This window comes from Kineococcus sp. R86509 (genome assembly GCF_042466365.1).
In the GTDB taxonomy this organism is placed as follows: Bacteria; Actinomycetota; Actinomycetes; order Actinomycetales; family Kineococcaceae; genus Kineococcus.
Genome location: NZ_JAXHCE010000001.1, coordinates 1 through 26,485, shown reverse-complemented (window position 1 = coordinate 26,485; position 26,485 = coordinate 1). Strand labels below are relative to the sequence as shown.

The window sequence follows — 26,485 nt, the reverse complement described above, 5'->3', positions numbered from 1 at the left end:
GCCGTGACAGCGCCTCAACGACCTGATCCGGATGTCGTCAGGCGGTGCCGGTGGCGCGGTGTCACTGTTCACCGACCCCCGCCCCGGGGGGTTCGCGGTAGAAGAGGTGGATCTGTGCTGGTCGATGGTGGTGTGGTGGTGGTGTCTGGCAGGGCTGGGGCTGCCGTGGTCTCGGTGACTTCGGTCGTGATCGGGGTGCGCAGGTGAGGGGCCGCGCGATGCGGCTGCGGGCGGCAGTGACCGCTGCGCGGACCTCGTTGTGGCCGGTGCCGGTGGCCTGCGTGATGCTCGGCCTGCTGGCCGGGATCTTCCTGCCCCGCCTGGACCGCCTCGCCGACGACCACGTCCCCGCCTGGATCTCGGACCTGCTCTTCAGCGGCGGTCCCGGGGCGGCGCGCACCATCCTCGACGCCATCAGCAGTTCCCTCATCACCGTGACGTCGTTGACGTTTTCCCTCACGGTGGTGACCTTGCAGCTGGCCAGCAGTCAGTTCTCCCCCCGGCTGCTGCGCACCTTCACCCGGGACCGCTTCGTCCACGTCACGTTGGGGATCTTCCTGGCCACCTTCACCTACGCCTTGACGGTGGAGCGGACGGTGCGCTCGGCTGATGAGGAGGGCGCCGCGTTCGTGCCGCAGTTCTCGGTGACGGTGGCCTTCGTGCTGACCATCGCCAGTGTCATCGCCCTGGTCCTCTTCTTGGCCCACCTGGCGGGGGAGATTCGGGTGGAGACGATGCTGCGGACCGTGCATGAGGACGCCAGCGACACCGCCCGGGCGGTGCTGGATGGCCCCCGACCCCGCGGTCCCGTCGCGACCGGCTTGACCGGTGACCCCGCCGCGGACCTGCATCCCCCGCGGAGTGCGGTGCCGCTGCTGGCCCGCCGTTCGGGGTTTTTGGTCCGGGTCGATGAGGACGCGGTGTTGGCTGCTGCGGTGCGAGCGGACGTGCTGGTTGTCGTCGAGCCGCTGCCGGGAGCCTCGGTGGTGGCCGGTACTCCCATCGCCTGGGTGTGGCCGGCCGGTAGCGGCACGGTGGTGGGGCAGGAAGTGCTGAGTGAGTTGGAGGAGGCGGTGGCCGATGCGGTGGTCATCGGACCTGAGCGCACCGAGGCTCAGGACGTCGCCTTCGGGTTGCGCCAGTTGAGCGATGTGGCGACGAAGGCGCTGTCGCCGGGGATCAACGATCCGACGACCGCGGTGCATGCGCTGGGGCATTCTTCGGCTTTGTTGTGTGAACTTGTGGGTCGCCCTCTGGGCCCGAAGGGCCTGTACGACGGCGAGGACGGCAACGGCAACGGCAACGGCAACGGCGATGATGACGGCGACAGCGACAGTGAAGGCGGCAGGAATCCTCGGGGGCTACGGGTCCTGGTGGCCCGGCCCTCGATCTCGGGCCTGCTCGACCTGGCCGTGGCCCAACCGCGACGCTACGGCGCGGCCGATCCCAGCGTTCTGGCCGCTCTGTATGAGTTGTTGCGGGCGCTGGCTTGGTGCGCACGCGCGGATACCCCTCAGGCGGCCGAAGCGGTCACCGCGGTCGGGAACCAGCTGGCCCGTCTGGACGCCACCGCGGCCGCGGCGGCTCGGGACGGGGATCACGACGAGAGCGAAGCGGCCGCTCTACGTGCCCAGGGTGAGCAGGTGCGCCGGGCTCTGCAGGGGGTGTGGCGATCCACCACCACCGAGAACCCCGCACCGTTCAGTGACGGGCAGCGGTGAACGCGGAACTGGTTTCGGGCATCGCGAGCACTGCAACCGAGACGGGTGTGGATCCCTCGGGTGCGGTGCACATCCTGGGGGTCACGCTGGTCGGGGTCAGTGCCACCACCGGAGTGAAAGTGCTGTTCAGTCCGGCGCTGATCGTTGTCGTGGTGGCGTTGCAGGCTGCGGCGCGAGTGGTGCTACCCGGCAGGTGGAAGAAGTTTTCAGGAGCAGATCAGTGCGCACGCCAGGTGCAGCAGAACCAGGTGCAGACCAGCTCGCACTTCGTAGTGGAGCCGCAGCCTTGAACTGGTACAGCCAGGAGACCCCGTTCTAGGACCCAGGAGTGTGTTCTCGTCCTGAGCCGTGGACGATGCCGCGGCCGGCGATGCCACGCTCTCGCACGGCGCGGCCGTGAACGTCATAACCGTAGCCTCGCTGATGTCATAGTCGGTGTCGAGGTAGGGCCTGCACGGGAGCAAGCCAGTTCGGTTGTCACTGATCAGCGCAGCAGACCCCGCACCGTGGGATGACCGTGCTGTCGAGAGTCGATGGCTGCTTCTACAGGGTTGAGCAGGTGGCGATGTCAGCGGTCGGGGCGTCCAGCGGTCCGGCGGGGATGACCAGCGAAGCTGTCTGCAGCGAGGATGGGGATTGTGAGCCGCTGCGTAACGTTGGAGGAGATCACCGCGCTGGAAGCGCTGTACACCGCAGGTGCCAGCAAGACCCTCGCCCCGGCTCGAGCTCAGCTAGCTGGACGTTGGCGGGCGGGTGAGCGTGATCGTGAGACAGCGCTGCGCTTGGCGTTCTTGGACTGGTACTCCTGCTCCGAACCGCAGTTTCTGACGGGGCTACCCGATGTGTCCAGCTCCCAAGCGGTGGAAGAGGGCTTCTTCCTGCCAACCTGCGAGCACCTGCTGGCGGCTCACCCGGGCGACGTCGAGGTGCTCTTCGCCCTCGGATGGATGCTCACCTCCCATCCCTGGTGCGCTGGCGGTGCGTCGACGAGCGACGTCGAGGCCCGCGGGCGCGTGGTGTGGACGGCCTACCTCACCTCCCCGATCGAGCTCGGCGATGCGGTCTTCAACGATCGCGGCACCTACGGGATCTACTTCGCGCACATCCAGGCGACTAAGCGCCGGTGAGCGTCGTCGCGACGCAGCGTGAGGTCGTGCTCCTTCAGGTACTTGAGGCATCGTCCGCTTTTCGACACGACCGCGACGTCGCCGGCAGCTCAGGACCGCACAACGCGGGATGAGCGCGAAGTCGCCCGCAGGACGTCAGAGGCTGGTCAGCTCGTCCAGGCGAGCAGTTGGCGTGGTGCGTCCGGACCGCTGGAGGGCCAAAGACGGATGCGCCAGGCATCGCCGGGGGCGGTGCTTCCGGGCCAGCCGCGGCTGATGAAGCCCCTGCCGGTGATCAGAGCGTGGTACTCCCCGGCGGGGACGGGCAGCTGGGTGCCCTCCAGGGTCGGGGATTGGTAGTAGAGGCCGTATTCATTCACGCTCACGTGCGCTTCGTACGCCTCCTGCCAGTCCTGCAGGTCCTCTTGCGGTGCGGCGTCCCAGCGCTCCAAGCGCAGCGGCATCTCGAAGTTGTTCTGGTGAGGGCAGGTGATGATCAGCAGGTGGTCTTCTTGCGCGATGTGGTTGCCGTTCAGGGCCCGTTGGAGGACGGCTTCGGTGTCGAGGTCGTCGCTCCAGTAGTCGGTCCACAGCTCGAATTGGCCGTAGTTCATGGCCACGAGGTGGTCGTGGGCGTCGAGGAGATGGGCTTGATCCACGTCTTGCACCTTGGCATATCGGCCTCGGGCATGTGCTCGATCTCGCAGCTTGTTTCAACCTCGCTCGTCGGCAGATGAGTGAAGTCGAGAGGCGTCAGTGACAACGTCCGCATCGGGATGATCGGACGGTTGGTCCCGGCTGGTGATGCCTCAGCGCCTGCCGTTACTCCAACCGGTCGCGACCTGGATCCCCTTCCGAGCGGGCCGCTCGGATACCGTCTCTGACGCCAGCGCGCACGACGCGGTAGGCGACGTAGGCGGTGATGGCCACGCCGACGGCCCATACGACGATCGGGACGAGCACCGACAACAGGAGCCAGGGGCCGGGTTGCTGAAACATGGACCGAAGGTACCGACGGTGATCACGATGTCGGGTCCGTTCAGATGGATCCGTGGGGAGCTGACGGGTGTTGCCGGCGCGAGGACGTCGACAGGTTCGGAGGGTCTGCAACGTCTATGACGGCGCCCAAGCCGCGACGTCACGCGCAGCGCGGGATGACCGTGACTTGCGACGAGTCGGTTCGCTGGGGTCGGAAACGCTTTGCCAGGGAACGGGCGGACCCGGCAAGATCGTCGTCATGCTCGTCGACGAGGTGGCCGAAAAGGTCGACTGCGTCTTCTGTCAGCTCATCGCCGGTGCACCCGCCCGATGGGTCGCTCAGGAAGACCTCGCCGTGGCGTTCAGTCCCCGCCCCCAGGGGCAGTTGGCGGAGGGCCACACCCTCGTCGTTCCTCGGCTGCACTGCGAGGGGGTGCTCGATGCGCCAGCTGAGGCGCTCCAGGCCACGACGGCGTTGGTTCAGCGAGTGGGGCGAGCGATGCAGCAAGCCTTGGGCGCTTCGGGTGTCGTCGTCTTGAACGCCAGCGGTCCGGCTAGTGGGCAGAGCGTGCCGCACCTGCACTTCCATGTTGTGCCCTGCTGGCCCGATGACGGCGTCACGCACTGGCCCAATGGTCGCTCTGCGCACCGCCTCGACGGGGACGACGAAGTTCACGCTCGAATCGCTGCAGCCATCGGCTGGGAATCCTAGGCGCCCGGTCCTGCTCACGAGCCCTGATGTCTCCCCGAGCGCGCACCGCGGGATGACCGGGCGTCTGATGGGCTGGGTTGAAGCGCGGTGACACCGGGAATGCCGCTGCCCAGCGACGGCTTGTGGAGGATGGTCGATCCGCTGCATGTCCCCGGGCCTCACCTTCAGCCGCCTCGAGCGGCCCATCGCCGAGAGGCGACTGCCGGATCGACCACCACGTCACGGCCGCCGGGCTACTCAGCCCGGCGGCCGTCGCGCGTCCTGAGCCTGGATCCACCGTCCCGTGATGCTGCGGGGGCCAGTACGTGAGGCGGCGGGTGGCTTCTGACCTGCAACGATGGGACTTCTCTACGGTTCCAACGCAGCAGCAAGGAAGACACCCGCCAAATGCAAGTCTCGCACGCCCTCCCCACCACCGCGGCGGCGTCCTCGATCACCTTCGACGACCCAAACCTCATCGCCCACGCCGGCCTGGCCCCGGCCCTGCAACTGGCCCAGACCGCGGGCCTGCACGACCTGCTCGGCCAGCACCTCACCCTCGCCGGGCCCGGGTCGGCTAACGCTGCGGCCAAGGCCACCGGCCTGGTCGCCGGGATGTTAGTCGGCGCCGACAGCATCGACGACATGGACGTCCTGCGACACGGCGCGAGCACGAAACTGTTCGACGACGTCCGCGCCCCCTCGACCTTGGGGACGTTCCTGCGGACCTTCACTCACGGCCACGTCCGCCAACTCGACGCCGTCGCGGCCCGGTTCCTGACCGGCCTGCAGACCACGACCGCCGCGGTTGGGTCACCGCTACTGGCCGATGCCGACCAGATCCTCTACGTCGATGTCGACGACACCATCCGCCAGACCTACGGCTACGCCAAGCAGGGCGCCGGATACGGCTACTCGAAAGTCAAAGGCCTGAACGCGATGCTGGTGACCGCGACCACCCCGGCCAGCACGCCGGTGATCGTGGGAACCCGCTTGCGAAAGGGATCGGTCGCCAGCGCTAAGGGTGCGCCGAAACTACTGGGCGATGCCCTGGCGACCCTCAAACGCACCGGCACCGGCACCGGCACCGGCGCCGGCACCGGCACCGGCACCGGTGCTGGTGCTGGTGCTGGTGCGGCTACCGGTGGCGGGTTGGTGATCGTGCGGGCCGATTCGGCTTACTACAACCACGCCGTGATCGCCGCCGCCCGCCGCGGCCGGGCCCGCTTCTCCCTCACCGCTCGCAGCAATCCCGCTGTCCGGCGGGCGATCGCGGGCATCGCCGACGATGCCTGGACGCCGATCAAGTACACCGACGCGGTCTGGGATGAAGACGACCGGCGCTGGGTTTCTGATGCCGAGGTCGCCGAGACGACCTACACCGCGTTCACCGGCCGCAGGAAGGCTGAGCACGTGAGGGCGCGGTTGATCGTCCGCCGCGTCAAACGGTTGAACCCCGCCGCTCTCGGTCGGGGGCAGGGTGAGTTGTTCGAGACCTATCGCTATCACGCGGTGTTCACCGACTCCCCGCTGCCGATGCTGGTCGCGGAGAAAGATCACCGCGCGCACGCGGTGATCGAGTCGGTGATCGCCGAGGCCAAGGACGGGCCGTTGGCGCATCTGCCGTCGGGGAAGTTCCAGGCCAACGCTGCCTGGTTGGTGTTGGCCGCGATCACGCACAACCTGACCCGAGCCATTGCCGCGTTGGCGGGGACGACCCACCGTCGCGAACGTGCTGGGACGATCCGGGGCAAGCTGATCAGCTTGCCTGCGCGGGTCGCGTTCTCGGCTCGTCGGCTGCGGTTGCACGCCCCGTCCGGCTGGCCCTGGCAGTCCGGCTTGGAGAACGTGTTGGCCGCCATCGTTGAGATCGACCGGCATCAGCCGGTCGTGACCCGCCGGATCTGAGCACTGCCCGACGCCCACCGCCCGAGAGGGCACGACCAGGAATCGCCGTGGAAGAGCCGACACCCGGTCGGCGGCTATCTGATGCCCTGCTCGTGGTGACCTGCCTTCGGCAGGTCACCACGAGCTCATCGGTCATTCGGTGGTGGATCCAGGCTGAGCGGCGTCCGACTCATCACCTCCGACGCCCACGCCGGCGTGGTCGCAGCGATCGGGGCGCCCCTGCCCGGCGCCAGCTAGCAGTGGTGCCGGACGCACTACGCCGCGAACCTCATGTCGGTTACACCGAAGACGTTGTGGCCTTGGGTGAAGACGTTGCTGCACAGCGTCTACGACCAGCCGGACGCGGACTCGTTGCACGCCCAATTCGACCGCCTGTTGGACGCCGTGGAGCAGAAACTGCCGAAGGTCGCCGCCCATCTGGACGCGGCCCGCGCCGACGTTCTCGCGTTCACCGCGTTCCCGAAGGAGGTCTGGCGTCAGGTCTGGTCGAACAACCCGCAGGAACGGTTGAATCGGGAGATCCGCCGCCGCACCGACGTCGTGGCTATCTTCCCCGACCGCGACTCCCTGATCCGCCTCGTCGGGGCCGTCTTGGCTGAGCAGGACGATGAGTGGACCGAGGGCCGGCGCTACCTCGGCCTGGACCTGCTGGGCCGTTGTCGGTTGATCGCGATGCCCGGCGGAGCCGACACCATCGAGACCGCGTCGGAGGTGAACTCCGACCTCACTCTGCAGGCCCTGACGGCCTGATCACACGGAGCATCTCGCGGCGAACGTCGTACACCACCTCCATGGACTTGACCTTCGGGAGGTACTGGCGCAGTAGTAGCTTCGTCAGCACTCCTCGATGTGCGTCTACGGGTGGAGGTCGTATGTTCAAGTCCTTAACCATCGGGTCGTCGCCGGTGGCGACCGTCGACCTAAACCTGATCTCCGTTGAAGCGGCGCAGGCCACGTTCACGCTGAACGTTCGTCACACCAGCCCCGTGACGCATGACGTCACCTCTGACCTGTTCGATGAAGCTGGCGCTTTCGGCGAGGATCCAGGCGGGCCAGCGAGGCTACGACTGACGTTGAACTTCTCTGACGGGCAGTCGGTGGGCAACGTGTCCTCACTACAGCGGCAAGCCCCCACCAGCGGTAGTAGCGAACACTCCTCACCATCGGCCGGCGACTTGCCCCTGCTGGCCGGCGGTGAAGGCGGCTCGTACATGACCGACGACGACCCGACGCGAACCGCAGAACGGACTCTCCGGCTGCAGCCGCTGCCGGCGGGGAAGCTGGTGAGCATCGACTTGCGGTGGCCGGGACTGCAGATCCCTGACACGCGCACCGGTTGGACGTAACCCTTCTCGAGTCCGCCGTAGTTCCGTCGCGATTTCGTGGTGGTTCGACTCACGTCGTGGCGCGGTTCATCGAAGGCGCAGCATGATGCAAGCGAGGATCACCTTGAAGCGTCACGGCTTTGATGCCGCTTCCTGATGGGTCAGGATGACGATCATGCCCAAGCAGTACCCCGCCGAGATCAAAGACCGAGCAGTGCGGATGGTCCTGGACCACCAAGGCGACTACCCCTCCCTGCGCGCAGCGTGCGTAGCCATCAGCGAACGCCTCGGCGTCTCCCGCGCCAGCCTGCAGCGCTGGGTCGACCAGGCTCAGGTCGATGCCGGCGCCAAGCCCGGTCTCAGCAGCGCCGAGGTGGAGGAGATCAAGGCGCTGAAGGCGGAGAACAAGCGCCTGCGTGAGGCCAACGAGATACTCCGTTCCGCCTCGATTTTCTTCTCGTGGGAGCTCGTCCCCCGCAAGCGGGAGGTGCCCCCACCGCGCCAGCGTTGATCATCGCCTTCGTCAACGAGATGAGGGTCAGGGGTTTCGCGGTCGAGTCGATCTGCGCCGTGCTCACCGAGCAGGGTTACCAGGTCGCCGCGAGAACCTACCGGGCCTGGGAGCAGGGCCCGGTCCCGTCGATGAGAACCGTGTCCGACGCGCATGTCGTCAACGCCCTGCGCAGCACTGTTGGGCAACCGGAGTCGCTGTACGGGCGGCGGAAGATGGTTGCCCATCTGCGCCGGGCGGGCCTGGCGGTGGCGCACTGCACCGTGGACCGATTGATGCGCGCAGAAGGCATGAACGGGGCCCGGCGGGCGAAGAAGATCCGCACCACCGTCCCCGGCAAGGACGGGGTGCGGGCCGGGGACCTGCTGAACCGGAAGTTCAGCGCCCCGGCGCCGAACGTTGTCTGGGTGGCGGACTTCACGTATGTCTGGACGTGGGCGGGGTTCGTCTACCCCACCCTTGCGGTCGCTTTCATCGTCGACGTGTTTGCTCAGCGGATCGTGGGCTGGCACGCGAGGACCAGCAAGCGCACCGAGCTGGTCCTGACCTGTCTGCGGATGGCGACCTGGGGACGGGAGCATGCGGGGACACCTGTGGCGCCGGGGTTGATCGTGCACTCGGATGCCGGGTCGCAGTACAAGAGTTTGAGGCTGACCGAGCATCTGTTCATCGAGGGTTTCGCGGCGTCGATCGGTTCGGTCGGTGACGCCTACGACAACGCCCTGATGGAGACGGTGATCGGCCTCTACAAGACCGAGTGCATCCGCACCGGTCCCTTTCACGCCGGGCCGTTGAAGACTCTCTCCGATGTGGAGTACGCCACGGCTACCTGGGTGGAGTGGTGGAACAACTCCCGGCTGCACTCCCGGTTGGATTACCGTCCACCTGCTGAGGCTGAGGCCGCCCACTACGCTGACCTCAGCGACTCCATCCAGGAGTTGTGCCCCATGTGAAGACGGCGGAGAAGCCGTGACGCTTCAGACTGATATAGCGCGGTGATGTCCCTCGACTGGGTGCGGTTCTTTGGGTGACCGCAGCGCGGTATGAGCGTGCGGTCGCAGCGTCCATAACCCGACGACGTATATCAATCTCTGAGTTGCCCCGATGATCTGGCCTCAACCGTCGCTCCGCGAAAGATCGAGGCTAGACATCGACGGTGGCCACGACGGTCGACCTCGCGGCGACGACGATCTCGACCGCGACGAGGGACTCCGTCGGCAGGCTGGACGCGGCCACAAGACCGCCTGCGGTGCCGTCCACGGCGCTCCACGTCGCGACGACGGTGCGGGTGCCGTCGTTGGCGATGGCCACGAGGTCGTACACCCGTGACGATGCGGTGCCCCTGTCATCTCGAAAGGTCCAGTCGAACCGTGTTCCCCAGCTCTTGGCGCTGACGGCCAGTTCGGCGCTGATCGCGGACCCCTGCGTGGGCGTCATCGCTTTCGCCGAGCTGGCAGACAGCGCGGCAGATGGCGCGGGGGCTGCAGGATCGCCTGCAGCGCCGATCGCGTATCCGCCTGCACCGACGACGACCACGGCGGCGGTACCCAACGCCACCAGCACGCGTCGTGGACGTCGGATGCTGGCCCAGTGCCGTCCCAGCAACGGTCTCCTGACGGCTACCTGCCGTGGCGCGGTCTCGTGGGGGGCCTCGTCCAAGAGCTCGACCGCTTCGTCGATCGGTACCGATGCCAGGAGGCCGGGCACGCCGGCGAGCTCGGCGACCGATGCGGTACAGGCTGCGCAGCTCTCGAGGTGGCGCTCGTAGGTGGCTCGCTCCCGGCTGGTCAGTCCTCCCAGCACGTAGGCGGCGTCCCACTCGTGCATCTCCCGCGGCGCATCGCTCACCGGACTGCTCCTCGCTCTTGCAGGGCCAATTTGAGGGCCTTGAGGCCGTAGTGCAGCCGGGACTTGATGGTGCCCGCAGGAACCCCCTCACTGGCCGCGATCTCAACGACGGTGCGCCGGAGGTAGTAGCAGCTCACCACTGCCCGACGGTGCTCCAAGGACAGCGACGACAGCGCGTCGGTGACCAGCCAGCGCTGCAGGAGCACGTCCGTCGCGTCGTCGACCGCGGTGTCCGGCGGATCCGCCGTCATCAGCTCACGCCTGTACCGGGCGCGACGGTGTTCGTCGATGGCGAGGTGCCTGACGACGGTGAACAACCACCGCCGGGCCGCTTCGTCGTCCACGTCCAAGATCGCGGGAGAGCGCCAGGCACGCAGGAGAGCCTCCTGGGTGATGTCCTGCGCCGTCACCGGGTCCCCGCACAAGCGCAGCGCGAAGCGCTCAAGCGCCGGTGCGTGGTTGTCGTGCAACAACGCGAGGCGGTCGGCGTGCTCGCTGGTCATCAACACCTCCTGCCCTAACGACGGTGCGGTGACCCGAAGCGTTCAGCGGACTCGCACCGGATCTGCCTGGCCGCAAGACGGGCTGCCCGCCGAAGCGACCGGCGCCGCGGGTCGCCAGGTGAACCCTTCACGGAGGCGGTCCGTCGTAGAGAGCGTTGGGTCCACCGCGCACCGGTGCGGATGGATCCCGGCCGACCCAGGAAGCAGGACCCATGAAGATCCGGTACATCCTCCCCGCCGTCAGCGCCGCCTCCCTCCTCGCCCTCGCCGGATGTGGCTCCTCCGATACGACCGCAGCAGCGCCCAGCTCCTCCGCGGCGTCCTCTTCTGCGGCGTCCTCATCTGATACCCCCTCTGCTTCCTCTTCCTCGAGCAGTCCGGCAGGGACGTCCACGGCTGACCTCGCGGTCGCGCAGACCTCTCTGGGTGAGGTGCTCGTCGATGGCCAGGGAAAGACGGTGTACGTCTTCGACAAGGACGCCATGGGCGCGACCGCCAGCGCCTGCACGGACCAGTGCGCCACGACGTGGCCGGCGGTGGTCGCGACTGCTGCGACCCCTACCGGTGATGGTGTGGACGCCGACCTCGCGAGCATCACCGGGGTCAGTGGTGAGCCTCAGGTGACCGTGGATGGTCTGCCTGTCTACACCTTCGCCAAGGACACTGCTCCTGGTGACGTCATGGGTCAGGGCGTCATGGGCAAGTGGTGGGTCCTCTCGCCGACCGGGGAGAAGATCACGGCCAGCTGAGCTCGGCGGTGCGGGAAGGGCCCGGTGAGCGGTCGCCAGTGGGATGAACCGATCGGGCTGATCACCGCACAGTCGATCTCGTGAGTTCTCCAGGTGCCCGTGACGTCTTCGACGACCGCGAGTCGGCGACCTCTTCGTGATCGGCTTTCCGCGGATGCGGTGCAGGAGGTCGGTGAGGTCAGCGCCCCGGGACATCAAGGGCCTCGCACCACCGGCGGTGACTGCGCCTTCGGCGGGTAGCCCGGTGGCCGCAGATCAGAATGCGGTCACCGAGCTCGTGCCCGCCGGGGGGTCGTGTTGACGATGGCGAGCAGGTCCTGGGCGGGGCCCCGGGGGCGCTGGCCACTCGGCCACACCGCGCGCAGCGTGCGCCGCAGATCCACCCCCTCGACCTGCACGAGCACCAGACGTCCCGCGGCGACGTCCTGTTCGACGGCGAGGTGGCTGAGCACCGCCGGGCCGGCGCCCTCGGCGACGGCTGCGCGCACCGCGGTGGTGGTCGAGAGTTCCAGCACCGGCCGGGCCGGTGCCATCTCGTGCCACCCGCCGCCGGGCTGCTTGCTCCGCAGGGCGGCCCGCAGCGCCGCCTCGGCCGCGGCGCGGGTGCCCGACGTCGCCTCGCGGGCCACCAGACGGGTTCCGGCCAGCTCGGCGGCGTCGATGCCCCGCCGGCGCCGGGTCCACGGGTGGCCGGGAGCGACGACGACGACCAGGCGGTCGCTGCCGATGCTCCTGGTCTCCAGCCCGGCAGGGACGTCCGGGCCCTCGACGAATCCGATGTCGGCGTCGCCCGCCAGGACCGCGGCGGCGACCTCGGTGGAGTTCATCGCCTGCAAGCTGACGGCGGTACCCGGGCTGGCCGCGGCCAGGCGCACCAACCAGCTCGGCAGCAGGTGCTCGGCGACCGTCATGCTCGCCGCGACCCGCAGCCGGCTGGCGCTCTCGGCGTTCAGGGACGCGATGCCCGCCCCCAGTCCGGCGGCGGCCGCGAGGACATCGCGGGCCCAGCCGACGACCAGCGCCCCGGCCGGGGTCAGGATCGAGCCGCGGGCCGAGCGCTGCACCAGGGCGGTCCCCATCCGGCGCTCCATGCCGAGCACACGGGCACTGGCGGCGGGCTGACCGATGCCGTGCGCACGCCCGGCACGGCTGAGGCTGCCCAGCTCGGCCACCCGCACCAGCAGCTGCAGAGAATCCAGGTCCGGTACCCGACGCAGGTCGACGTCCACCCCCCCACGCTACGGCAGTCATCGAGACCTTCGATGACTACATCATCAGGACACCGCTACCGGTCGCGGCGGTACCGGCCCACAGTGGTGGCGTGAGCGAAGAGAACGTCTCGATCCCCTCGACCGGCACACCCCGCACCGCCGCGACGCCGTCTTCTCCATCGGCCTCGACGGGTCCCGCCCCGCGCCCCGAGCGTGCGTCCCCGTGGCCCGGGCTGCTCGTCGTGGCTGCGGCCACCGCCGCGGCCTACGGCATCGCCTGGCTCGTGCCTGCCGTCAACGCCACCACGGCCGGGGTCGTGCTCGGTGTGCTGCTGGTCAACTGCGGCTTGCACCGCCCCGTTCTGCGCCCGGGCACGCGGATCGCGTCCAAGCGCCTGTTGCGCATCGCCGTCGTCCTGCTCGGTCTGCAGCTGTCCCTGGCGCAGCTGGCCTCCCTGGGCCTGGGCGGGTTGGCCGTCGTCGTGGTCACGGTCGCGGTCACCTTCACCGGAACCCAGCTGCTCGGGCGTGCGCTGGGCGTGGGGCGGGCCCGGTCGCTGCTGATCGCCACCGGCTTCTCCATCTGCGGGGCCTCGGCGGTCGCGGCGATGGAACCCGTCGCCGACGGAGACGAGGAGGACACCAGTGTCGCCATCGCGCTGGTCACGCTCTGCGGCAGCCTCGCGATCTTCCTCCTGCCGGTGCTGCGGGGGCCGCTGCACCTGGACCCGACCGCGTTCGGCAGCTGGGTCGGCGCCAGCGTGCACGACGTGGGACAGACCGTCGCCACGGCCAGCCGCGTCCCCGGAGCCCTCACCGCAGCGGTGGTGGTCAAGCTCAGCCGCGTGGTCCTGCTCGCCCCCCTGGTCACCGGCGTGGCGCTCGTACGGACCCGGCGCCTGCGCCGCGCCGCTGCTGAGCAGCCCTCACGCGAGGGCGCACCCGGCGCCCAGGCGCGGCGGCCGCCCGTCCTGCCGCTCTTCGTCGCGGGCTTCCTGGCCGCCATCGTCGTGAGCAGCACCGGTGTGCTGCCGGCGGCGGCCCTGGCCGACGTCAAGGTCGTCCAGCAGGTCCTGCTCGTCGCCGCCCTGGTCGGGCTCGGCACCGGCATCCACCTGCCGGCGCTGCGCCGCACGGGTGGGCGCGCCCTGCTCCTCGGGCTGGCCTCCTGGATCCTCGTCGCCGCTGTCGCCTACGCCGGGGTGACCCTCCTCGACCGCTGAACCAGGTCCGGCGCTAGCCCGGCTGCCTGGGGCCCGCTGGACCGGCCCGCCCCGTCGCTGCTGCCTTGATCCTTGATCATGGCGTGTCGGGCGATCATGGCGTGTCGGGCGCGGCCGGGACCACGACCACCGTCGCGGGCTGGCGCGAACTCAGGTGCACTGCCACCGAGCCCTCTACCAGCTCGTGCAGCGAAGCCCGCCAACCGTGGGCCCGAGCCCCGACCACGACGAACCGCGCATCGACCTCGAGGGCCAGCTGAGCCAGGGTCGTCGCGGGTTCTCCCAGGAGCCCTCGCACTTCGATGGCCACGTCCTCGACACCACTGTCGGTCATGATGCCTTCGACCCGTGCCCCGACCTCGGCGACCTGCGGTGCGGGAGCGTCGTCGATGATCTCGCTGGTGTCGGAATCGACGGGCACGACGATGGGACTCCCATCCGCGCGGCGCCCTTCGACGAAGCGGGAAGGGTCGCTGAAGACCACGATCAACGGCACGTCGTAAGCCCGGGCCAGGCTGGCAGCTTCTAGGAGGATCCGCGGGGAAGCCGTGGGGGTGAAACCGACGACGACCGGGCGTCTCGGCGGGCTCACAGCCACCACCCGAGGCCTAGACCCGTGCCGCCTGCGGCCGTCGCGGCCACCAGGGTGCCCAGGGCGTACGTCATGCTCGCGATGGTGGCCTTGCCCTGTGCCAACCGCAACGTCTCGACCATGGCTGTGCTGAAGGTGGTGTAGCCACCGCAGAATCCCGTACCGACGACCGTCTTCCACACCGTCGGCTCCCCGTGCGCCACGACGACACCGGTGACGATCCCCAGCAGCAGCGAGCCGGTGACGTTGATGACGAGCGTCGCCCACGGGAACGACGACGGCCGGCGTCGGCGGATCTCCCCGTCGACGACGAAGCGGCTCACCGCTCCCAGCGAGCCGGCCAGGCACGCGGCCGCGAAGACCCAGATGGTCATCGCTTCCCTCCTGCTGCGGGGCTGGTGTCGACCGCGTCCGGGTCCTGCGGCAAGCGGCTCAAACGCCACCGGTGGTGACCTGCGGCCAGCGCTATCCCGGCCAGTGCGACGATCAGCCCCGCGGCGACACTGGCGAGGGAGTAGGCCACAGCCAGGGCGGGTCGGGCAGCGTGCACCAGCATGTCGGTCTCGACGGCCAGCGAACTGTAGGTGGTGAACGCCCCCAGGAAGCCGGTACCGACCCCGAGTCGCACGAGCCGTCGACGGCCGGCGTCCTCACCCCGGCGCGCCAACGCCTCCAGCAGGAAGCCCAAGGCGAAAGCGCCGATCAGGTTCACGGTGAACGTCGCCCACGGCCAGGCTGCGGTGCGCACGGGCCAGTGCAGCGCGAGACCGTAGCGCGCGGCGGTCCCCAGCAGTGCCCCGCCGGCCACGATGGCGATCATCGGGGCCGACAGATGCACGGGACGAGGCCTAGCGCGTGGTGCAGGAGCGCCGCCCGCAGGCTGGGTGTTGGCAGACACGAGGTGGAACCTTCCGGCATGAAGGCGGGGGCGGCAGCAACAGGGCTGGTAGCGGGAGTGGTGGCCGACCCCGAACGAGAGTAATCTCTGGCGTGGTGATGGATCCCGCCTGAGCGTACAACCGCTCGAACCGCCGAGTCGGCTGATGGTTCCTGTCCCTGATCGAGTCAGAGGGGCAGGTCTGTTGTGCGCGAGTATGCTGCGGATGGCGTGGCGGGATTGGTCCTGCTGCGTCACGGTGAGAGTTCAGCCAACGCTGCCGGTCGCTTCACCGGGCACTGGGATGTCTCACTTTCTCCCGATGGGGTCCGTCAAGCGGCTGTAGCCGCGGAGTTGCTGCACCACAGTGGGTGGCGGCCGGGCATCGTCTTCTCTTCTCCTCTGCAGCGAGCCACCCGCACCGCTGACCTCGTGCTCGACGTGCTGTATCCCACCGGTGCTCGACCTGAGATCCATGTTGACGCGGAGCTGATCGAACGTGGGTACGGCGTCCTCACGGGGATGCGCAAGAGTCGGGTTCGAGCGGAGTTCGGTGCGGACCTGGCCCACATCTGGCGGAGGTCACTTTCGGTGCGCCCACCTACTCCCAGCGAGCTGCAACGCACTGGTCCTGCAGTCGACTGGGACGGTGCGCCCGGTCAAGGCCCGCCCGCCGCAGCCTCGGAGATCAGTGAGTCCTTGACCGACGTGCTTGCCCGTATCGATTGCTGGCTCGACGAGGCTCTCTACCCCGCCCTCGCCCTGCGGATGCGGGTGCTGACCGTGGCTCACGGAAACTCATTGCGTGCGCTCCTCATGCGTCTGGACCACCTTTCTGAGGAACAGGTCATCGAACTCAATGTCCCAACGGGCCAGCCGCTGGTCTATGACGTCGGCGGGCGCGGGGTGGTGCCGGGCAGCGGGCGCTACCTGGACCCGAAGGCTGCTGCAGTTGCTGCCCGGGCCGTGGCGGAGGAGGGGGGCACCTGAGCGTCCTCACCTGCTCGCGACCTGCACGACACCGAGACCTTGCCTGACACCTTGCCAGAGACCTTGCCTGACACCTTGCCCGAGACCTTGCCCGAGACCCTGGAGCCCATCGTGAAGTTCGACCGTCTGGATGCCCGTCAGATTCTGGACTCCCGGGGTTACCCGACCCTGGAGGTCCGCCTGCATCTGCCCGACGGGTCGAGCATGATCGCCAGTACCCCCTCCGGTGCCTCAACCGGTGCACACGAAGTGGTGGAACTACGGGACGGCTCAGGTACAGACGGGCCGCCACCCAGCGGACGGGAGTCTGATCCGTGGCAACGAGTCGGAGGTTTCGATGGGCGAGGGGTGAATCTTGCTCTGACTGCGGCTACAGGTCCCGTCGCCGACCTGCTGTGCTCTGGTCGCGACTGGAGCGATCAACGCGAGGTCGACGACGCGCTGCACGCCCTCGACGGGACACCGAACCTGTCGCGACTGGGCGCCAACACCGTCATCGCGGTGTCGATGGCCACCGCTCGTGCGTTTGCCGCGGCCGCTGGTCTCACTGTGGCGCAGTGGATCGCCAGGCAGAGCGGGCAAGTTCCCCGTATGCCGGTTCCTCACTTCAACGTCATCAACGGCGGCGCTCACGCCGCCAACGGTCTCGCTTTCCAGGAGTTCATGATCGCCCCGGTCGGTGCACCGGACACCGTCTCGGCGTTGCAGTGCGGCGCCGAGATCCATCACCGCTTGAAGGTCTTGTTGCAGCAAGCTGGGCACGACACCGGCCTGGGTGATGAGGGTGGGTTCGCTCCGCGTCTGACCTGCCCCGAAGAAGTCCTCGACCTGCTGGTCGAAGCGATCGAGGCCGCCGGCTACACCGCAGAGCGTGATCAGGTGGCTATCGCGTTGGATCCGGCCGCCAACAGCTTCCATCGCGACGGTTCCTACCACCTGACCTCGGACAAACGCGTGAACGCCAGCGGGCTCATCGACCTCTACGAGGAACTGCTGGATCGCTACCCGATCCGCAGCATCGAGGACGGTTGCGCAGAGGATGACCTCGACGGTTGGCAAGAGATGACCCGGCGGCTGGGGGAGCGGATCCAGATCGTCGGCGATGACCTGCTGGTCACCGATCCCGGCCGCATCCGAGCCGCCGCACGTGAGAACTTGGCGACGTCCGCCCTCATCAAGCCGAACCAGATCGGCACCGTCTCACGCACCTTGGATGCCTTGGCCGCCGCCCGTGACGTCGGTTTCACCACAATGGTCTCCCACCGTTCGGGAGAGACCCTGGACACGTTCGTCGCCGACCTCGCCGTGGGCGGCGCCACGGGGCAGATCAAGGCGGGCGCCCCCGCTCGTGGGGAGCGCCTCGCCAAGTACAACCGACTGAGCGAGCTCAGCGCCGACTACCCGCAGTGGGCCTACGGGCTTCCCGTCGATCCTTCATCCTCGAGGTAGGAGTTCTCGGTCGAGGTAGGAGTTCTCGGTCGAGGTGGGAGTACCTGAAGGAGGAAGAAGTGCTCGAGTGAGGTGGGAGTGCTCGGGCATCAGCGCAGCTGGTCGAGCCGGGCAACGTCGCGCACGGCCCCCTTGTCGGCTGAGAGGGCGAGGGCTGCGTAGGCCCGCAGGGCACTGGACACCTTCCGGGGGCGCACGTGGCGGGGGCGGTAGCCGCCGCTGGCCTCCAGCGCAGCCCGTCGCTGCTGGAGAGTCTCTTCGGGCACGTCCAGGTGCAGACGGCGGGTGGGGATGTCGATGACGACGGTGTCGCCGTCCTCGACGAGGGCGATGGTGCCGCCGGAAGCCGCCTCGGGTGAGACGTGGCCGATCGAGAGTCCCGAGGTACCTCCGGAGAAGCGCCCATCGGTGATCAATGCGCAGGTCTTTCCCAGGCCGCGGCCTTTGAGGTAGGAGGTCGGGTAGAGCATCTCCTGCATACCCGGCCCACCTCGTGGGCCCTCATAGCGGATGACCACGACGTCGCCGGGGCTGATGCGCCCGGACAGGATCGCCTCGACGGCGTCCTCCTGGGACTCCACCACGACGGCCGGACCGGAGAAGGTCCACACGGACTCGTCCACGCCCGCGGTCTTCACCACGGCCCCGTCTGGGGACAGATTGCCGCGCAGCACCGCCAGCCCGCCGTCGGCGGAGTGGGCGTGGGTGACGTCGCGGATGCAGCCAGCCGCGGCGTCGACGTCGAGGGATTCCCATCGCTGCGACTGCGAGAACGCCGTGGCCGAGCGGACACAGCCGGGGGCGGCGTGGAACATCTCCACCGCCTCCGGTGAGGGCGATCCGCTGCGCACGTCCCAGTTCTTCAGCCAGTCCGCCACCGAGGCCGAGTGCACGGTGTGGACCTGGTGGTCGATGAGGCCGCCGCGGTCCAGCTCGCCGAGGATCGCGGGGATCCCGCCGGCGCGGTGGACGTCCTCCATCAGGTAGACCCCGTTGGGGGCGACCTTGGTCAGGCAGGGGACCTGACGTGAGCGCTGCTCGATGTCGTGCAGCGTGTAGTCCAGGCCCGCCTCCTGGGCCGCGGCCAGCAGGTGCAGGATCGTGTTGGTCGACCCGCCCATGGCGATGTCCAGCGACATGGCGTTGTCGAAGGCGGCGCGCGAGGCGATGGTGCGCGGCAGGACGGTCTCGTCGTCTTGCTCGTAGTAGCGCCGGGTGATGTCGACGACGGTGCGGCCGGCGTCCTGGTAAAGCGCCTTGCGGGCGGTGTGGGTGGCCAGCACCGACCCGTTGCCGGGCAGCGCCAGGCCGAGGGCCTCGGTGAGGCAGTTCATCGAGTTCGCGGTGAACATCCCCGAGCAGGAGCCGCAGGTGGGGCAGGCCGCCTCCTCGATACGCGCGATGTCGGCGTCGGAGACGTCCGTGGCGACCGCGTCGGCGATCGCGGAGACCAGGTTGAGGCGGGTGCGGACGGTGCCATCGACCAGGACGGCTGTGCCGCCCTCCATGGGGCCACCGGAGACGAAGACGGTGGGGATGTTCAACCGCAGCGCGGCCATCAGCATCCCGGGGGTGATCTTGTCGCAGTTGCTGATGCAGATCAGCGCATCCGCGCAGTGTGCCTCGACCATGTACTCCACCGAGTCGGCGATGAGGTCGCGCGAGGGCAGGGAGTACAGCATCCCGTCGTGGCCCATGGCGATGCCGTCGTCGACGGCGATGGTGTTGAACTCCCGCGCGATACCGCCTGCGGCGTGGATCGCCTCGGAGACGATGCGCCCCACCGGCTGCAGGTGGGTGTGGCCGGGGACGAACTCGGTGAAGCTGTTGGCCACCGCGATGATCGGCTTGCCGAAGTCCTCACGGGCGACGCCGGCCGCGCGCAGCAGCGCACGAGCACCGGCCATGTTCCGTCCGTGGGTGACGGTCCTGGATCTCAGAGGGGGCATGGCCGCACTGTGCCGCCTCGTGCAGCCAGGAGGAAGACGCCGCTGCTACTAGTAGTGACACCACTATCCTGCTGTGGTGAGCAGCGAGAGCCGTCGACGCGAGCTGGGGGATCTCCTGCGCAGCCGCCGCGGCCAGCTCAGCGCCTCAGACCTCGGCCTGCCCGAGGGGGCACGCCGGCGTAGCGCCGGGCTGCGCCGGGAGGAGGTCGCTGCGCTCTCCGGTGTCTCCGTGACCTGGTACACCTGGCTGGAGCAAGGCCGAGACACCCACCCCTCGCGGCAGGTTCTCGATGCCCTGGCACGCACCCTGCATCTGTCGGGTACGGAGCACGCCTACGTGCTCTCCCTCGCCGGCTACGCCGCTCCCTTGCCTGAAGAAGAGCACACGCCGCGAACTGTCCCCGCCCACGTGCAGCGGCTCTTGGACGCCCAGGTCGGCTTGCCCAGCTTCGCCATCGCCCACGACTGGCAGATCGTGGGCTGGAACGACGCCTACGCCACGCTCTACCCCGGCGTCGAGACCGTCACCCCTGAGGACCGCAACCTCCTGTGGCTGGTGTTCACCGATCCCTACGTGCGCCGACTGTTACCCAATTGGCAGCAGGACAGCCGGCGTTTCCTGGCGGAGTTCCGCGCCGAGGCCGGTCCCCGACTCGGTGAGCCGGGTATCGCCGCGCTCATTCAGCGGCTGCGCGACACCAGCCCTGCCTTCGCGGCGGGGTGGAGCGACCACGACATCCAAGGCTTCAGCTCACGCGAGCGGTTGTTCCACCACCCCAGCACCGGTGACCTGCTCCTTGAGCATCACCAGTTGACGCCAAGTGACCAGCCGGACCTCCACATCGTGATCTACACACCCGTCAAGGACGGGCGTACCCCGCAGCGATGGTCAGACCTAAGACGACCCTCTCAAGACTGAGCTCCTTTGGTGGACGTAGAAGACGACCGACTTCACCCGTGACTACCGCGACCCTTGGCGGCCCCCTCGGCCACTGATTGGTCGAGGCAGAAACCGGCCTTGTTCCCCGCCCACGTAGTGTTTCTTCTATGTGCTGGTCATGGACTTCAGAGGCTTACGATCCATTGCTAGACAGACGTCGTCCACGCCGACCGGGGCACCTCGATGACGTCGAAACCGGTGGCTCAACTGCTGGTTGACCTCGTCACCCGTTCCCACTCCCGTCCGCGGGTGTCGGACGACAATCCGTACAGCGAGGCGCAGTTCAAAGCGTTGAAGTACGCCCCGGCCTTCCCAGCCCGCTTCGCCACTCTGCACGACGCGCGGAAGTTCTGCGCGGTGTTCTTCAACCACTACAACTACGTCCACCGCCACTGCGGGATCGGGCTGCACACCCCGGCCTCGGTGCATCACGGCACCGCAGGTCAGGTCCGAGCGGCCCGCCAGGTCACCCTGGACGGCGCCTACGCCGCCCACCCCGAACGGTTTGGATCCCGCCGGCCCCACCCGCCGGCGTTGCCGACATCGGCCTGGATCAACCAACCCAGCCGAGAGGCCTAGATTCAAAGTGCGTAGATAGTCCGTGTCTCACCGGGCTTGACAGCTTCCGCCCGACCCGGCTCCACTGCCGTGAGCGCGCTGACGGCCGCCGTTGGTCACGACCTAGTGCTCCTGCGCCACGGGCAGACCGCGTGGAACTTGAGCGGCCAGTACACCGGCACCACCGACATCCCCCTCACTCCGCAGGGGGAGGCCCAGGCGCGGTCGCTGGCGCCCGTGCTGGCCCGATGGGATTTCGCGGCCGCCTGGTCGAGCCCGCGCCTGCGAGCTCGACGCACCGCGCAGCTCGCCGGCGTCCGTGATGCCAGGTCAGCGATGACCTGGTCGAGTGGGACTACGGGGACTACGGGGACTACGGGGCCTACGAGGGCCGGCGCACGGTCGACATCCAGGCCGAGCGCGCTGCCACCGGCTGACCCCCGTGGGTCCTGTGGCGCCACGGCGTGCCTGCCGGGGTGACGCCGGGGGACGCCGCCGGCGTCGGGGTGCGGGTCGACCGCTTCCTGGACCGGGTCCGCGACCGGGTCCGCGACCGGGTCCGCGACCGGGTCCGCGACCGGGTCCGCGACCCGGTCCGCGACCGGGTCCGCGAGGCACTGGGGCGCGGGCCCGTCCTCGTCGTCGCCCACGCGCACGTGCTGCGGGTGCTGGCCGCGTACTGGCTCGCCCTGCCGCTGCAGCAGGGGTCGGCCTTCCCCGTGCAGGTCGGTCACCTCTGCGTCCTCAGCAACGAGCACGACCTGGCGACGATCGCCCTGTGGAACGCCCCGCCGCCCGTCAGCCGCCGCGACCCCGCAGCGCTCCCGCGCGCCGCCGGGACCCCGCAGCGCTCCCGCGCGCCGCCGGGCGCCCGCGGTGACACCCTCGTGTCGAGGGGAGACCCCGCCCGAGCCCGCACCACCAGGAGGACCTCGCCGATGACGACGCAGGACAAGCGGGCGGACATGCTCGTGCACCAGCAGGAGCCCTACAACGCCGAGCCGCCGCTGGGCGCCCTGGCCGGCGCGCCGCTCACCGACGTCGCGACCTTCTACAGCCGCAACCACGGCCCCGTCCCCGACCTGGACCCCCGGACGTGGCGGCTGGTCGTCGACGGACTGGTGCAGCGGTCGCTGGAGCTGTCCCTGGGCGACCTGCGCGAGCGGTTCGCCGAGCACACCCTGCCCGCGACGCTGCAGTGCGCCGGCAACCGCCGTTCCGGCCTGATCGCCGAGCGCGACATCCCCGGGGAGGCGCCCTGGCGCGGCGGTGCCACCTCCACGGCCACGTGGACGGGGGTGCGCCTGGCCGACGTCCTGGCCGCTGCCGGGCTGTCCGACGACGCCGCGCACGTGTGCTTCGAGGCCCCCGACGTCTCCGACATCCCCTCCCCCCCGCAGCCCTACTCGGTCTCGGTCCCGGTCGCCAAGGCCACCAGCACTGAGGTGCTGCTGGCCTGGGGGATGAACGGCGAGCCGCTCACCCCGCTGCACGGGGCGCCTCTGCGCGTGGTCGTGCCCGGGTGGATCGGTGCCCGCAGCGTCAAGTGGCTCACGCGCGTCACCGCCGCGGTGGAACCGTCGCCGGGCCACTTCCAAGCCACCGCCTACCGGCTGCTGCCTCCGGGCGCCGACCCCGCCACCGCCACGGACGCTGACGGGCCCCAGCTGGGCCCGGTCGCCCTCAACTGCGAGGTCCTCTTCCCGGCCGAGGGGGCGCGGGTTGAGGTGGGCCCGACGACGGTCACCGGGTATGCCTATGCCGGTGAGGACCGCCGGGTGGTCCGCGTGGACGTCTCCGTCGACGCCGGCGCCACCTGGCGCGAGGCGGACCTCGATGCCGGTGGCGGGCCGTGGACGTGGCAGCACTGGCGGCTCTCCGTCGACCTGGACGCGGGTGAGGTCGAGGTGGTGGCGCGCGCGTGGGACTCCACCGGCGCCCTGCAGCCCGAGCGCGCCGCCGACCTATGGAACCCGAAGGGGTACGTCAACAACTCCTGGGCCCACGCCCGCCTGCGGGTCGGCTGAGGCCCGTCGTGCCGGTGGCGTCGACAGCGGCTGCGCGGGTACCAGCAGCGGCCGTGGACTGGACCGCGCGGCGGCAGCGGCTCAACGAGCCGCACGTCGCGCCCCTCAACGCCTTGGTCCGCCGGGAGCAGCGGGAGCAGCGGGAGCAGCGGGAGCAGCGGGCGCGCCGCGGGCCGCTGAGCTGACCGAGGCCGCCACCTGCCTGCGCGAGGTGCTGGAGCGCCTGGCCTGCCGCACTGCGGCTGCTCGTCGCCTTCGGGAGCACGGCGCTGAGCGTGCACGGGCTCGCCTCCACGCCCACCACGCCCACCACGCCCACCACGCCCACCACGCCCACCACGCCCACCACGCCCTGCCTGGCGCTGTCCGCCCTCGCCGTGCCGAACCCTCACCCCCCTCAGCGCGATCCCCAGGCCCGCTCGCGGGCCCTGGAGCGGGTGGACGTCGCGCTGGCGCACGCCGCGCTGCTCTACGCGTGAGGGACGGGGTGCAGTTCCTGCCCGCGGGGCGCCGGTGAGAGCTCTGGGCCGGTGGACTGCCGCGAAGCGGTGGGAGACTGACGTGTGCGCATCCACATCGCCAGCGACCACGCGGCCTTTGACCTGAAGGAGCACCTCGTTGTCCACCTGCGCGAAGGCGGCAACGAGGTCGTCGACCACGGTCCACCGTCCTACCAGCCCGAGGACGACTACCCGGTGCACATCATCCCCGCCGCGCAGGCCGTCCTGGTCGACCCCGGGAGCCGGGGGATCGTGCTCGGCGGCTCGGGCAACGGCGAGCAGATGGCCGCCCACCGCGTTCCTGGGATCCGGGCGGCACTGGTCTGGAGCGTGGAGACGGCCCGCCTCGCTCGCGCCCACAACGACGCCCAGGTGATGGGAATCGGTGCCCGGATGCACACGCTGGACGAGGCGACCAGCCTCGTCGACGTCTTCCTGTCCGAGCCCTTCAGCGAGGACCCCCGCCACGTGCGCCGGCTGCAGATCATGGCCGACTGGGAGGCCGCGCACGTGACCGTCCGCTGACGGCGGCCCTCAGCGCCTGCCAACCCCGCGATGCGGCCCGCGGCGCGAGCGGCCTTGGCCATTGGTCAGCGCGGGGCCGGCGGGGCCCTGGGTGGACAGGCTGGCTCTCGGGAGCCATGGCGCTCGAGCCGTCCCCGGTGTGGGGACTGCTGTCGGTTCGGTTGACGGCGGTTGTGGGTGATCATGCCGCGATTGCGGCGTCCTGGGTGGTGAAGGCGAGCTCGTACTCGACTGGGGTGAGCTTGCCGAGGGCGCGTTGACGACGGCGGCGGTTGTAGGTGTGTTCGATCCGGTAGACGATCTCCTGGTGTAGTTCGGCGCGAGTGCGTCATTGGCGGCGGTCCAGGACGTTCTTCTGCAGCAGTGCGTTCCAGGACTCCATCGCCGCGTTGTCCCCAGTGGAGGCCACTCGACCCATCGAGCCCTGCAGGCCGGCGGCGGCCAGGACGGCCCGGAAGGTTCGTGCTCGAAATTGGGACCCGCGGTCGGAGTGAACGATCACCACACCGCTGGGCTGAGCTCCTCTCGTCATTGAGGCCGATCCTGGACCTCGTCGGACATCTTGAGCAGCCCCGCCCGTCGTTGCTTCAACCCGATCACACACTGCTGGGCGCGAGCCCCGTAACGCTATGCAGGGCACCAACGACGAGCGAGGCAACCCACCTCGGGCTTGACGCAGAACTCCTCACACTGATGTCCGGACGTCGGTGCGTCTTGATTCCCGGTGTGGGTGGCATTGCCGGCGCTCGCGGGCTGGTGCGTGGTGTACTGGATGGCTACGCTTGTAGCCATGCAGAGCATCAATGCCCGGGATTTGCGCAACGACTACGCGCGGGTGCTGCGGGAGGTGGAGGCGGGGGAGTCCTTCACGGTGACCAACCGGGGTCGTCCGGTGGCGGAGATCGCCCCGGTGGGTGCGTTCAGCGCCCGGCTGGGTGGCGGTGGTCCGCGGGATGCGGTGCCGTTGAGTGAGGTGGTGGGGGCGCTGCACTTCATGGGGCCGGGGAAGGCGATGGAGTTGCGCCGTGAGGTGGACGAGACGCTGGACACCGACGCTCGCGATCCCTTCCCCTCGAGTGAGCGGTCGTCGAGTGAGCAGTCGAGAAGTAAGAAGCCGTCGGGGGAGTCGCCCGGGGAGTCGCGCGGTGAGCCGCGCCGCCGGTCGCGTCGGGCTGGCCGATGACTCACCTGCTGGATACCAATGCCGTCATCAGCGTGTTGGAGGCGGTGCCGGGGGAGAGCTTCGCTGGGGTCCCAGCGACGGTGAGTACGCAGTTGAGCATCGTCACGATCGTGGAGTTGACCTTCGGGGTGGAGAGCGCCCGCCGGTCTGGGAGTGGCGATCTGGTGTTGCGGGAGAATCAGCGGTTGTTCGCGACCAGTCAGTGGCGTCCGATCCCGGTGGACATGGCGGTGGCGTTGGCGTTTGGGCAGGTGAGCCAGGCGGCGTTGGGTGCGGGGCAGCATCCTCGTAAGCGGATGAATGATTTGATGATCGCCGCGACTGCGCTGGTGCACGGTCTCGTCTTGGTGACTGACGATGAAGCGTTGGCGCGGGCGGTGGAGGGGGTCGTGGCGGTCACCGCTTTGCGTTGACTGGGGGTGCGGTCAAGCTGTTACTGGTTGGGTACCAGACCCTGGGCCTCATCGATCTCCAGTAGGTCCGTTCTGGGGATGAGACGGTTTCCGTCGGGCGCATTGAGCCTTTGTCAGTAGAGGTTGTCCGTGACTCACTCGGGGTGGTGCTCCTGGTCGTGAGCGAGACGACCCTGCTCAGCCTCGTCCTGCGTTTCGATGTCTTGACTATCAACTCCGCAGACGTAGCAACGCCATCGATGGGTTTTCCATAGGTGAGGCGGGTAGGAGTCGGTGTAGACGGGCATGCTCCGTAGTTTGCCTGGTCGTCACGATCGGAAACAGCTGTTCACCTTTGGTAGAGGTTCCCTAGTCGCCCATTCCATGGTTGTCGGGGCGTAGTTTCTTGGTTTCTGTTGTCGGTGAGGTAGCCGTTCTGACTCGGGGCCGTCAGGCCTCGTCGGCAACTTGTGTGTGGGGAGCGCGAAGCGCGACGATAGTCCCCCTGCGGAACTTGAAACTTTTGTACTTGGCGGGTTTTGATCCGCGCCAGCGGAGCAAAACCCGCTGCACCGCAACCACTTCCTAACTTTTAGGCCGCGCCAGCGGCCCTGCGGTGCGCTGCTCGCGCGCCAGCGCGAGGGCACGAGGCGGCGCGCCACGCCGCCTCGTTGCCCCCAGGTAGCCTCTATGGGTCCCAAGAGACTCGTTTTAACCTTAGCAATTGAG

Annotated in this window: 28 protein-coding genes, 4 pseudogenes and 1 riboswitch; of the genes and pseudogenes, 22 read left to right on the top strand and 10 right to left on the bottom strand. The window is 68.9% G+C overall.

The window, feature by feature from the left end; all coding sequences use genetic code 11:
* Nucleotides 1-218 precede the first annotated feature (218 nt).
* The 3 genes from SJY07_RS00160 to SJY07_RS00150 all read left to right on the top strand — a co-directional run bounded on the left by SJY07_RS00160 (nt 219) and on the right by SJY07_RS00150 (nt 2,848).
* Nucleotides 219-1,721 (top strand): DUF2254 domain-containing protein, encoded by a 1,503-nt coding sequence (locus tag SJY07_RS00160; RefSeq protein WP_380156105.1) that lies wholly within the window; start codon nt 219-221, stop codon nt 1,719-1,721.
* Entirely contained in the window at nt 1,718-2,011 is a 294-nt protein-coding gene (locus SJY07_RS00155; RefSeq protein ID WP_380156103.1) for a hypothetical protein, read from the top strand. The genes SJY07_RS00160 and SJY07_RS00155 overlap by 4 nt, the downstream gene beginning before the upstream one ends.
* A 348-nt stretch (nt 2,012-2,359) precedes the next feature.
* Nucleotides 2,360-2,848: a hypothetical protein gene (locus SJY07_RS00150; protein ID WP_380156101.1), complete on the top strand. Its 489-nt coding sequence runs from the start codon at nt 2,360-2,362 to the stop codon at nt 2,846-2,848.
* Between the two features lie 146 nt (nt 2,849-2,994).
* Here the strand turns inward: SJY07_RS00150 and SJY07_RS00145 are convergent, their stop codons facing one another.
* The gene (locus tag SJY07_RS00145) at nt 2,995-3,486 is read right to left on the bottom strand and encodes a hypothetical protein (RefSeq protein ID WP_380156099.1); all 492 of its coding nucleotides are present in this window, start codon (nt 3,484-3,486) and stop codon (nt 2,995-2,997) included.
* A 578-nt stretch (nt 3,487-4,064) separates the two neighbouring features.
* Between SJY07_RS00145 and SJY07_RS00140 the strand changes: the two genes are divergently transcribed.
* From SJY07_RS00140 to SJY07_RS00120, 5 genes and pseudogenes are all read left to right on the top strand, one after another.
* Entirely contained in the window at nt 4,065-4,517 is a 453-nt protein-coding gene (locus SJY07_RS00140; protein WP_380156097.1) for an HIT family protein, read from the top strand.
* Nucleotides 4,518-4,904: 387 nt separating this feature from the next.
* The gene (locus tag SJY07_RS00135) at nt 4,905-6,404 is read left to right on the top strand and encodes an IS1380 family transposase (RefSeq protein WP_380156095.1); all 1,500 of its coding nucleotides are present in this window, start codon (nt 4,905-4,907) and stop codon (nt 6,402-6,404) included.
* Nucleotides 6,405-6,557: 153 nt separating this feature from the next.
* Nucleotides 6,558-7,154, top strand: a pseudogene (locus SJY07_RS00130) (transposase); the annotation flags it as partial.
* A 155-nt stretch (nt 7,155-7,309) separates the two neighbouring features.
* Nucleotides 7,310-7,750, top strand: a complete 441-nt coding sequence (locus SJY07_RS00125) for a hypothetical protein (protein ID WP_380156093.1) — start codon at nt 7,310-7,312, stop codon at nt 7,748-7,750.
* A 154-nt stretch (nt 7,751-7,904) separates the two neighbouring features.
* Nucleotides 7,905-9,193 (top strand): IS3 family transposase gene (locus tag SJY07_RS00120; RefSeq protein ID WP_380156091.1). Its coding sequence is split into 2 segments (ribosomal slippage): nt 7,905-8,178 and nt 8,178-9,193, totalling 1,290 coding nucleotides; the frame shifts between segments, so codons are not numbered across the junction.
* A gap of 190 nt (nt 9,194-9,383) precedes the next feature.
* Here the strand turns inward: SJY07_RS00120 and SJY07_RS00115 are convergent.
* From SJY07_RS00115 to SJY07_RS00105, 3 genes are all read right to left on the bottom strand, one after another.
* Entirely contained in the window at nt 9,384-10,088 is a 705-nt protein-coding gene (locus SJY07_RS00115) for a zf-HC2 domain-containing protein (protein ID WP_328291169.1), read from the bottom strand.
* Nucleotides 10,085-10,591 (bottom strand): sigma-70 family RNA polymerase sigma factor, encoded by a 507-nt coding sequence (locus tag SJY07_RS00110; protein ID WP_328291168.1) that lies wholly within the window; start codon nt 10,589-10,591, stop codon nt 10,085-10,087. Before SJY07_RS00110 ends, SJY07_RS00115 begins: the two co-directional genes overlap by 4 nt.
* Nucleotides 10,592-10,718: 127 nt before the next feature.
* On the bottom strand, nt 10,719-10,985 hold the full coding sequence (locus SJY07_RS00105) for a hypothetical protein (protein WP_328296298.1): 267 nt from the start codon (nt 10,983-10,985) through the stop codon (nt 10,719-10,721).
* A gap of 25 nt (nt 10,986-11,010) precedes the next feature.
* On the opposite strand from SJY07_RS00105, the pseudogene SJY07_RS00100 reads away from it, so the two are divergent.
* Both SJY07_RS00100 and SJY07_RS00095 read left to right on the top strand, forming a co-directional pair.
* Nucleotides 11,011-11,118 (top strand): annotated as a pseudogene (locus tag SJY07_RS00100) (hypothetical protein); the annotation flags it as partial.
* A 9-nt stretch (nt 11,119-11,127) separates the two neighbouring features.
* Nucleotides 11,128-11,340 carry a hypothetical protein gene (locus tag SJY07_RS00095; protein WP_328296200.1) on the top strand — a complete coding sequence of 71 codons (213 nt, stop codon included), beginning with the start codon at nt 11,128-11,130 and terminating at the stop codon, nt 11,338-11,340.
* Nucleotides 11,341-11,606: 266 nt separating this feature from the next.
* On the opposite strand, the gene SJY07_RS00090 is transcribed toward SJY07_RS00095, so the two are convergent.
* Complete coding sequence (locus tag SJY07_RS00090; RefSeq protein WP_380156088.1) at nt 11,607-12,569, bottom strand: LysR family transcriptional regulator; 963 nt, start codon at nt 12,567-12,569, stop codon at nt 11,607-11,609.
* 92 nt (nt 12,570-12,661) lie between these two features.
* Between SJY07_RS00090 and SJY07_RS00085 the strand changes: the two genes are divergently transcribed.
* Nucleotides 12,662-13,774, top strand: coding sequence for a putative sulfate exporter family transporter (locus SJY07_RS00085; protein WP_328291166.1), 1,113 nt, complete (start codon nt 12,662-12,664; stop codon nt 13,772-13,774).
* Between the two features lie 94 nt (nt 13,775-13,868).
* Here SJY07_RS00085 and SJY07_RS00080 read toward each other — a convergent pair whose 3' ends face one another.
* The 3 genes from SJY07_RS00080 to SJY07_RS00070 are packed head-to-tail and all read right to left on the bottom strand — an operon-like array spanning nt 13,869 to nt 15,204.
* Nucleotides 13,869-14,366: a universal stress protein gene (locus SJY07_RS00080; protein ID WP_328291165.1), complete on the bottom strand. Its 498-nt coding sequence runs from the start codon at nt 14,364-14,366 to the stop codon at nt 13,869-13,871.
* Nucleotides 14,363-14,740: a CrcB family protein gene (locus SJY07_RS00075; RefSeq protein WP_328291164.1), complete on the bottom strand. Its 378-nt coding sequence runs from the start codon at nt 14,738-14,740 to the stop codon at nt 14,363-14,365. Before SJY07_RS00075 ends, SJY07_RS00080 begins: the two co-directional genes overlap by 4 nt.
* Entirely contained in the window at nt 14,737-15,204 is a 468-nt protein-coding gene (locus SJY07_RS00070; protein ID WP_380156085.1) for a fluoride efflux transporter FluC, read from the bottom strand. Before SJY07_RS00070 ends, SJY07_RS00075 begins: the two co-directional genes overlap by 4 nt.
* Nucleotides 15,205-15,349: 145 nt before the next feature.
* Nucleotides 15,350-15,426, top strand: a riboswitch (Fluoride riboswitch).
* Nucleotides 15,427-15,450: 24 nt separating this feature from the next.
* Here SJY07_RS00070 and SJY07_RS00065 point away from each other — a divergent pair.
* The gene (locus SJY07_RS00065; RefSeq protein WP_380156083.1) at nt 15,451-16,233 is read left to right on the top strand and encodes a 2,3-bisphosphoglycerate-dependent phosphoglycerate mutase; all 783 of its coding nucleotides are present in this window, start codon (nt 15,451-15,453) and stop codon (nt 16,231-16,233) included.
* A 75-nt stretch (nt 16,234-16,308) separates the two neighbouring features.
* Nucleotides 16,309-17,682 (top strand): phosphopyruvate hydratase, encoded by a 1,374-nt coding sequence (gene eno, locus SJY07_RS00060; protein WP_328291161.1) that lies wholly within the window; start codon nt 16,309-16,311, stop codon nt 17,680-17,682.
* 89 nt (nt 17,683-17,771) lie between these two features.
* Here the strand turns inward: eno and ilvD are convergent, their stop codons facing one another.
* On the bottom strand, nt 17,772-19,631 hold the full coding sequence (gene ilvD / locus SJY07_RS00055; RefSeq protein ID WP_328291160.1) for a dihydroxy-acid dehydratase: 1,860 nt from the start codon (nt 19,629-19,631) through the stop codon (nt 17,772-17,774).
* A gap of 76 nt (nt 19,632-19,707) precedes the next feature.
* On the opposite strand from ilvD, the gene SJY07_RS00050 reads away from it, so the two are divergent.
* The 7 genes and pseudogenes from SJY07_RS00050 to SJY07_RS00020 all read left to right on the top strand — a co-directional run bounded on the left by SJY07_RS00050 (nt 19,708) and on the right by SJY07_RS00020 (nt 24,181).
* Entirely contained in the window at nt 19,708-20,550 is an 843-nt protein-coding gene (locus tag SJY07_RS00050) for a helix-turn-helix transcriptional regulator (protein ID WP_328291159.1), read from the top strand.
* A gap of 177 nt (nt 20,551-20,727) precedes the next feature.
* A pseudogene (locus tag SJY07_RS00045) lies at nt 20,728-21,150 on the top strand (integrase core domain-containing protein); the annotation flags it as partial.
* A gap of 69 nt (nt 21,151-21,219) precedes the next feature.
* Nucleotides 21,220-21,609 carry a histidine phosphatase family protein gene (locus SJY07_RS00040; protein WP_380156080.1) on the top strand — a complete coding sequence of 130 codons (390 nt, stop codon included), beginning with the start codon at nt 21,220-21,222 and terminating at the stop codon, nt 21,607-21,609.
* The gene (locus SJY07_RS00035; RefSeq protein WP_380156078.1) at nt 21,594-23,156 is read left to right on the top strand and encodes a molybdopterin-dependent oxidoreductase; all 1,563 of its coding nucleotides are present in this window, start codon (nt 21,594-21,596) and stop codon (nt 23,154-23,156) included. The genes SJY07_RS00040 and SJY07_RS00035 overlap by 16 nt, the downstream gene beginning before the upstream one ends.
* Nucleotides 23,157-23,209: 53 nt before the next feature.
* Entirely contained in the window at nt 23,210-23,341 is a 132-nt protein-coding gene (locus SJY07_RS00030) for a hypothetical protein (RefSeq protein ID WP_380156076.1), read from the top strand.
* Nucleotides 23,342-23,431: 90 nt separating this feature from the next.
* The gene (locus tag SJY07_RS00025; protein ID WP_380156074.1) at nt 23,432-23,635 is read left to right on the top strand and encodes a hypothetical protein; all 204 of its coding nucleotides are present in this window, start codon (nt 23,432-23,434) and stop codon (nt 23,633-23,635) included.
* Between the two features lie 84 nt (nt 23,636-23,719).
* Nucleotides 23,720-24,181: a ribose-5-phosphate isomerase gene (locus SJY07_RS00020; RefSeq protein WP_328291155.1), complete on the top strand. Its 462-nt coding sequence runs from the start codon at nt 23,720-23,722 to the stop codon at nt 24,179-24,181.
* A 181-nt stretch (nt 24,182-24,362) separates the two neighbouring features.
* On the opposite strand, the pseudogene SJY07_RS00015 reads toward SJY07_RS00020, so the two are convergent.
* Nucleotides 24,363-24,680, bottom strand: a pseudogene (locus tag SJY07_RS00015) (integrase core domain-containing protein); the annotation flags it as partial.
* A gap of 291 nt (nt 24,681-24,971) precedes the next feature.
* Here SJY07_RS00015 and SJY07_RS00010 point away from each other — a divergent pair.
* Nucleotides 24,972-25,364 (top strand): type II toxin-antitoxin system prevent-host-death family antitoxin, encoded by a 393-nt coding sequence (locus tag SJY07_RS00010; protein WP_328291154.1) that lies wholly within the window; start codon nt 24,972-24,974, stop codon nt 25,362-25,364.
* Nucleotides 25,361-25,777 carry a PIN domain-containing protein gene (locus SJY07_RS00005; RefSeq protein WP_328291153.1) on the top strand — a complete coding sequence of 139 codons (417 nt, stop codon included), beginning with the start codon at nt 25,361-25,363 and terminating at the stop codon, nt 25,775-25,777. The genes SJY07_RS00010 and SJY07_RS00005 overlap by 4 nt, the downstream gene beginning before the upstream one ends.
* Nucleotides 25,778-26,485 lie beyond the last annotated feature (708 nt).

Excerpts from the sequence above, each read along its gene's own strand:
- SJY07_RS00160 (WP_380156105.1), top strand. The coding sequence starts at position 219 with ATGCGGCTGCGGGCGGCAGTGACCGCTGCGCGGACCTCGTTGTGGCCG.
- SJY07_RS00140 (WP_380156097.1), top strand. The coding sequence starts at position 4,065 with ATGCTCGTCGACGAGGTGGCCGAAAAGGTCGACTGCGTCTTCTGTCAG.
- SJY07_RS00135 (WP_380156095.1), top strand. The coding sequence starts at position 4,905 with ATGCAAGTCTCGCACGCCCTCCCCACCACCGCGGCGGCGTCCTCGATC.
- SJY07_RS00110 (WP_328291168.1), bottom strand. The coding sequence starts at position 10,591 with ATGACCAGCGAGCACGCCGACCGCCTCGCGTTGTTGCACGACAACCAC.
- SJY07_RS00075 (WP_328291164.1), bottom strand. The coding sequence starts at position 14,740 with ATGACCATCTGGGTCTTCGCGGCCGCGTGCCTGGCCGGCTCGCTGGGA.
- ilvD (WP_328291160.1), bottom strand. The coding sequence starts at position 19,631 with ATGCCCCCTCTGAGATCCAGGACCGTCACCCACGGACGGAACATGGCC.
- SJY07_RS00010 (WP_328291154.1), top strand. The coding sequence starts at position 24,972 with ATGCAGAGCATCAATGCCCGGGATTTGCGCAACGACTACGCGCGGGTG.
- SJY07_RS00005 (WP_328291153.1), top strand. The coding sequence starts at position 25,361 with ATGACTCACCTGCTGGATACCAATGCCGTCATCAGCGTGTTGGAGGCG.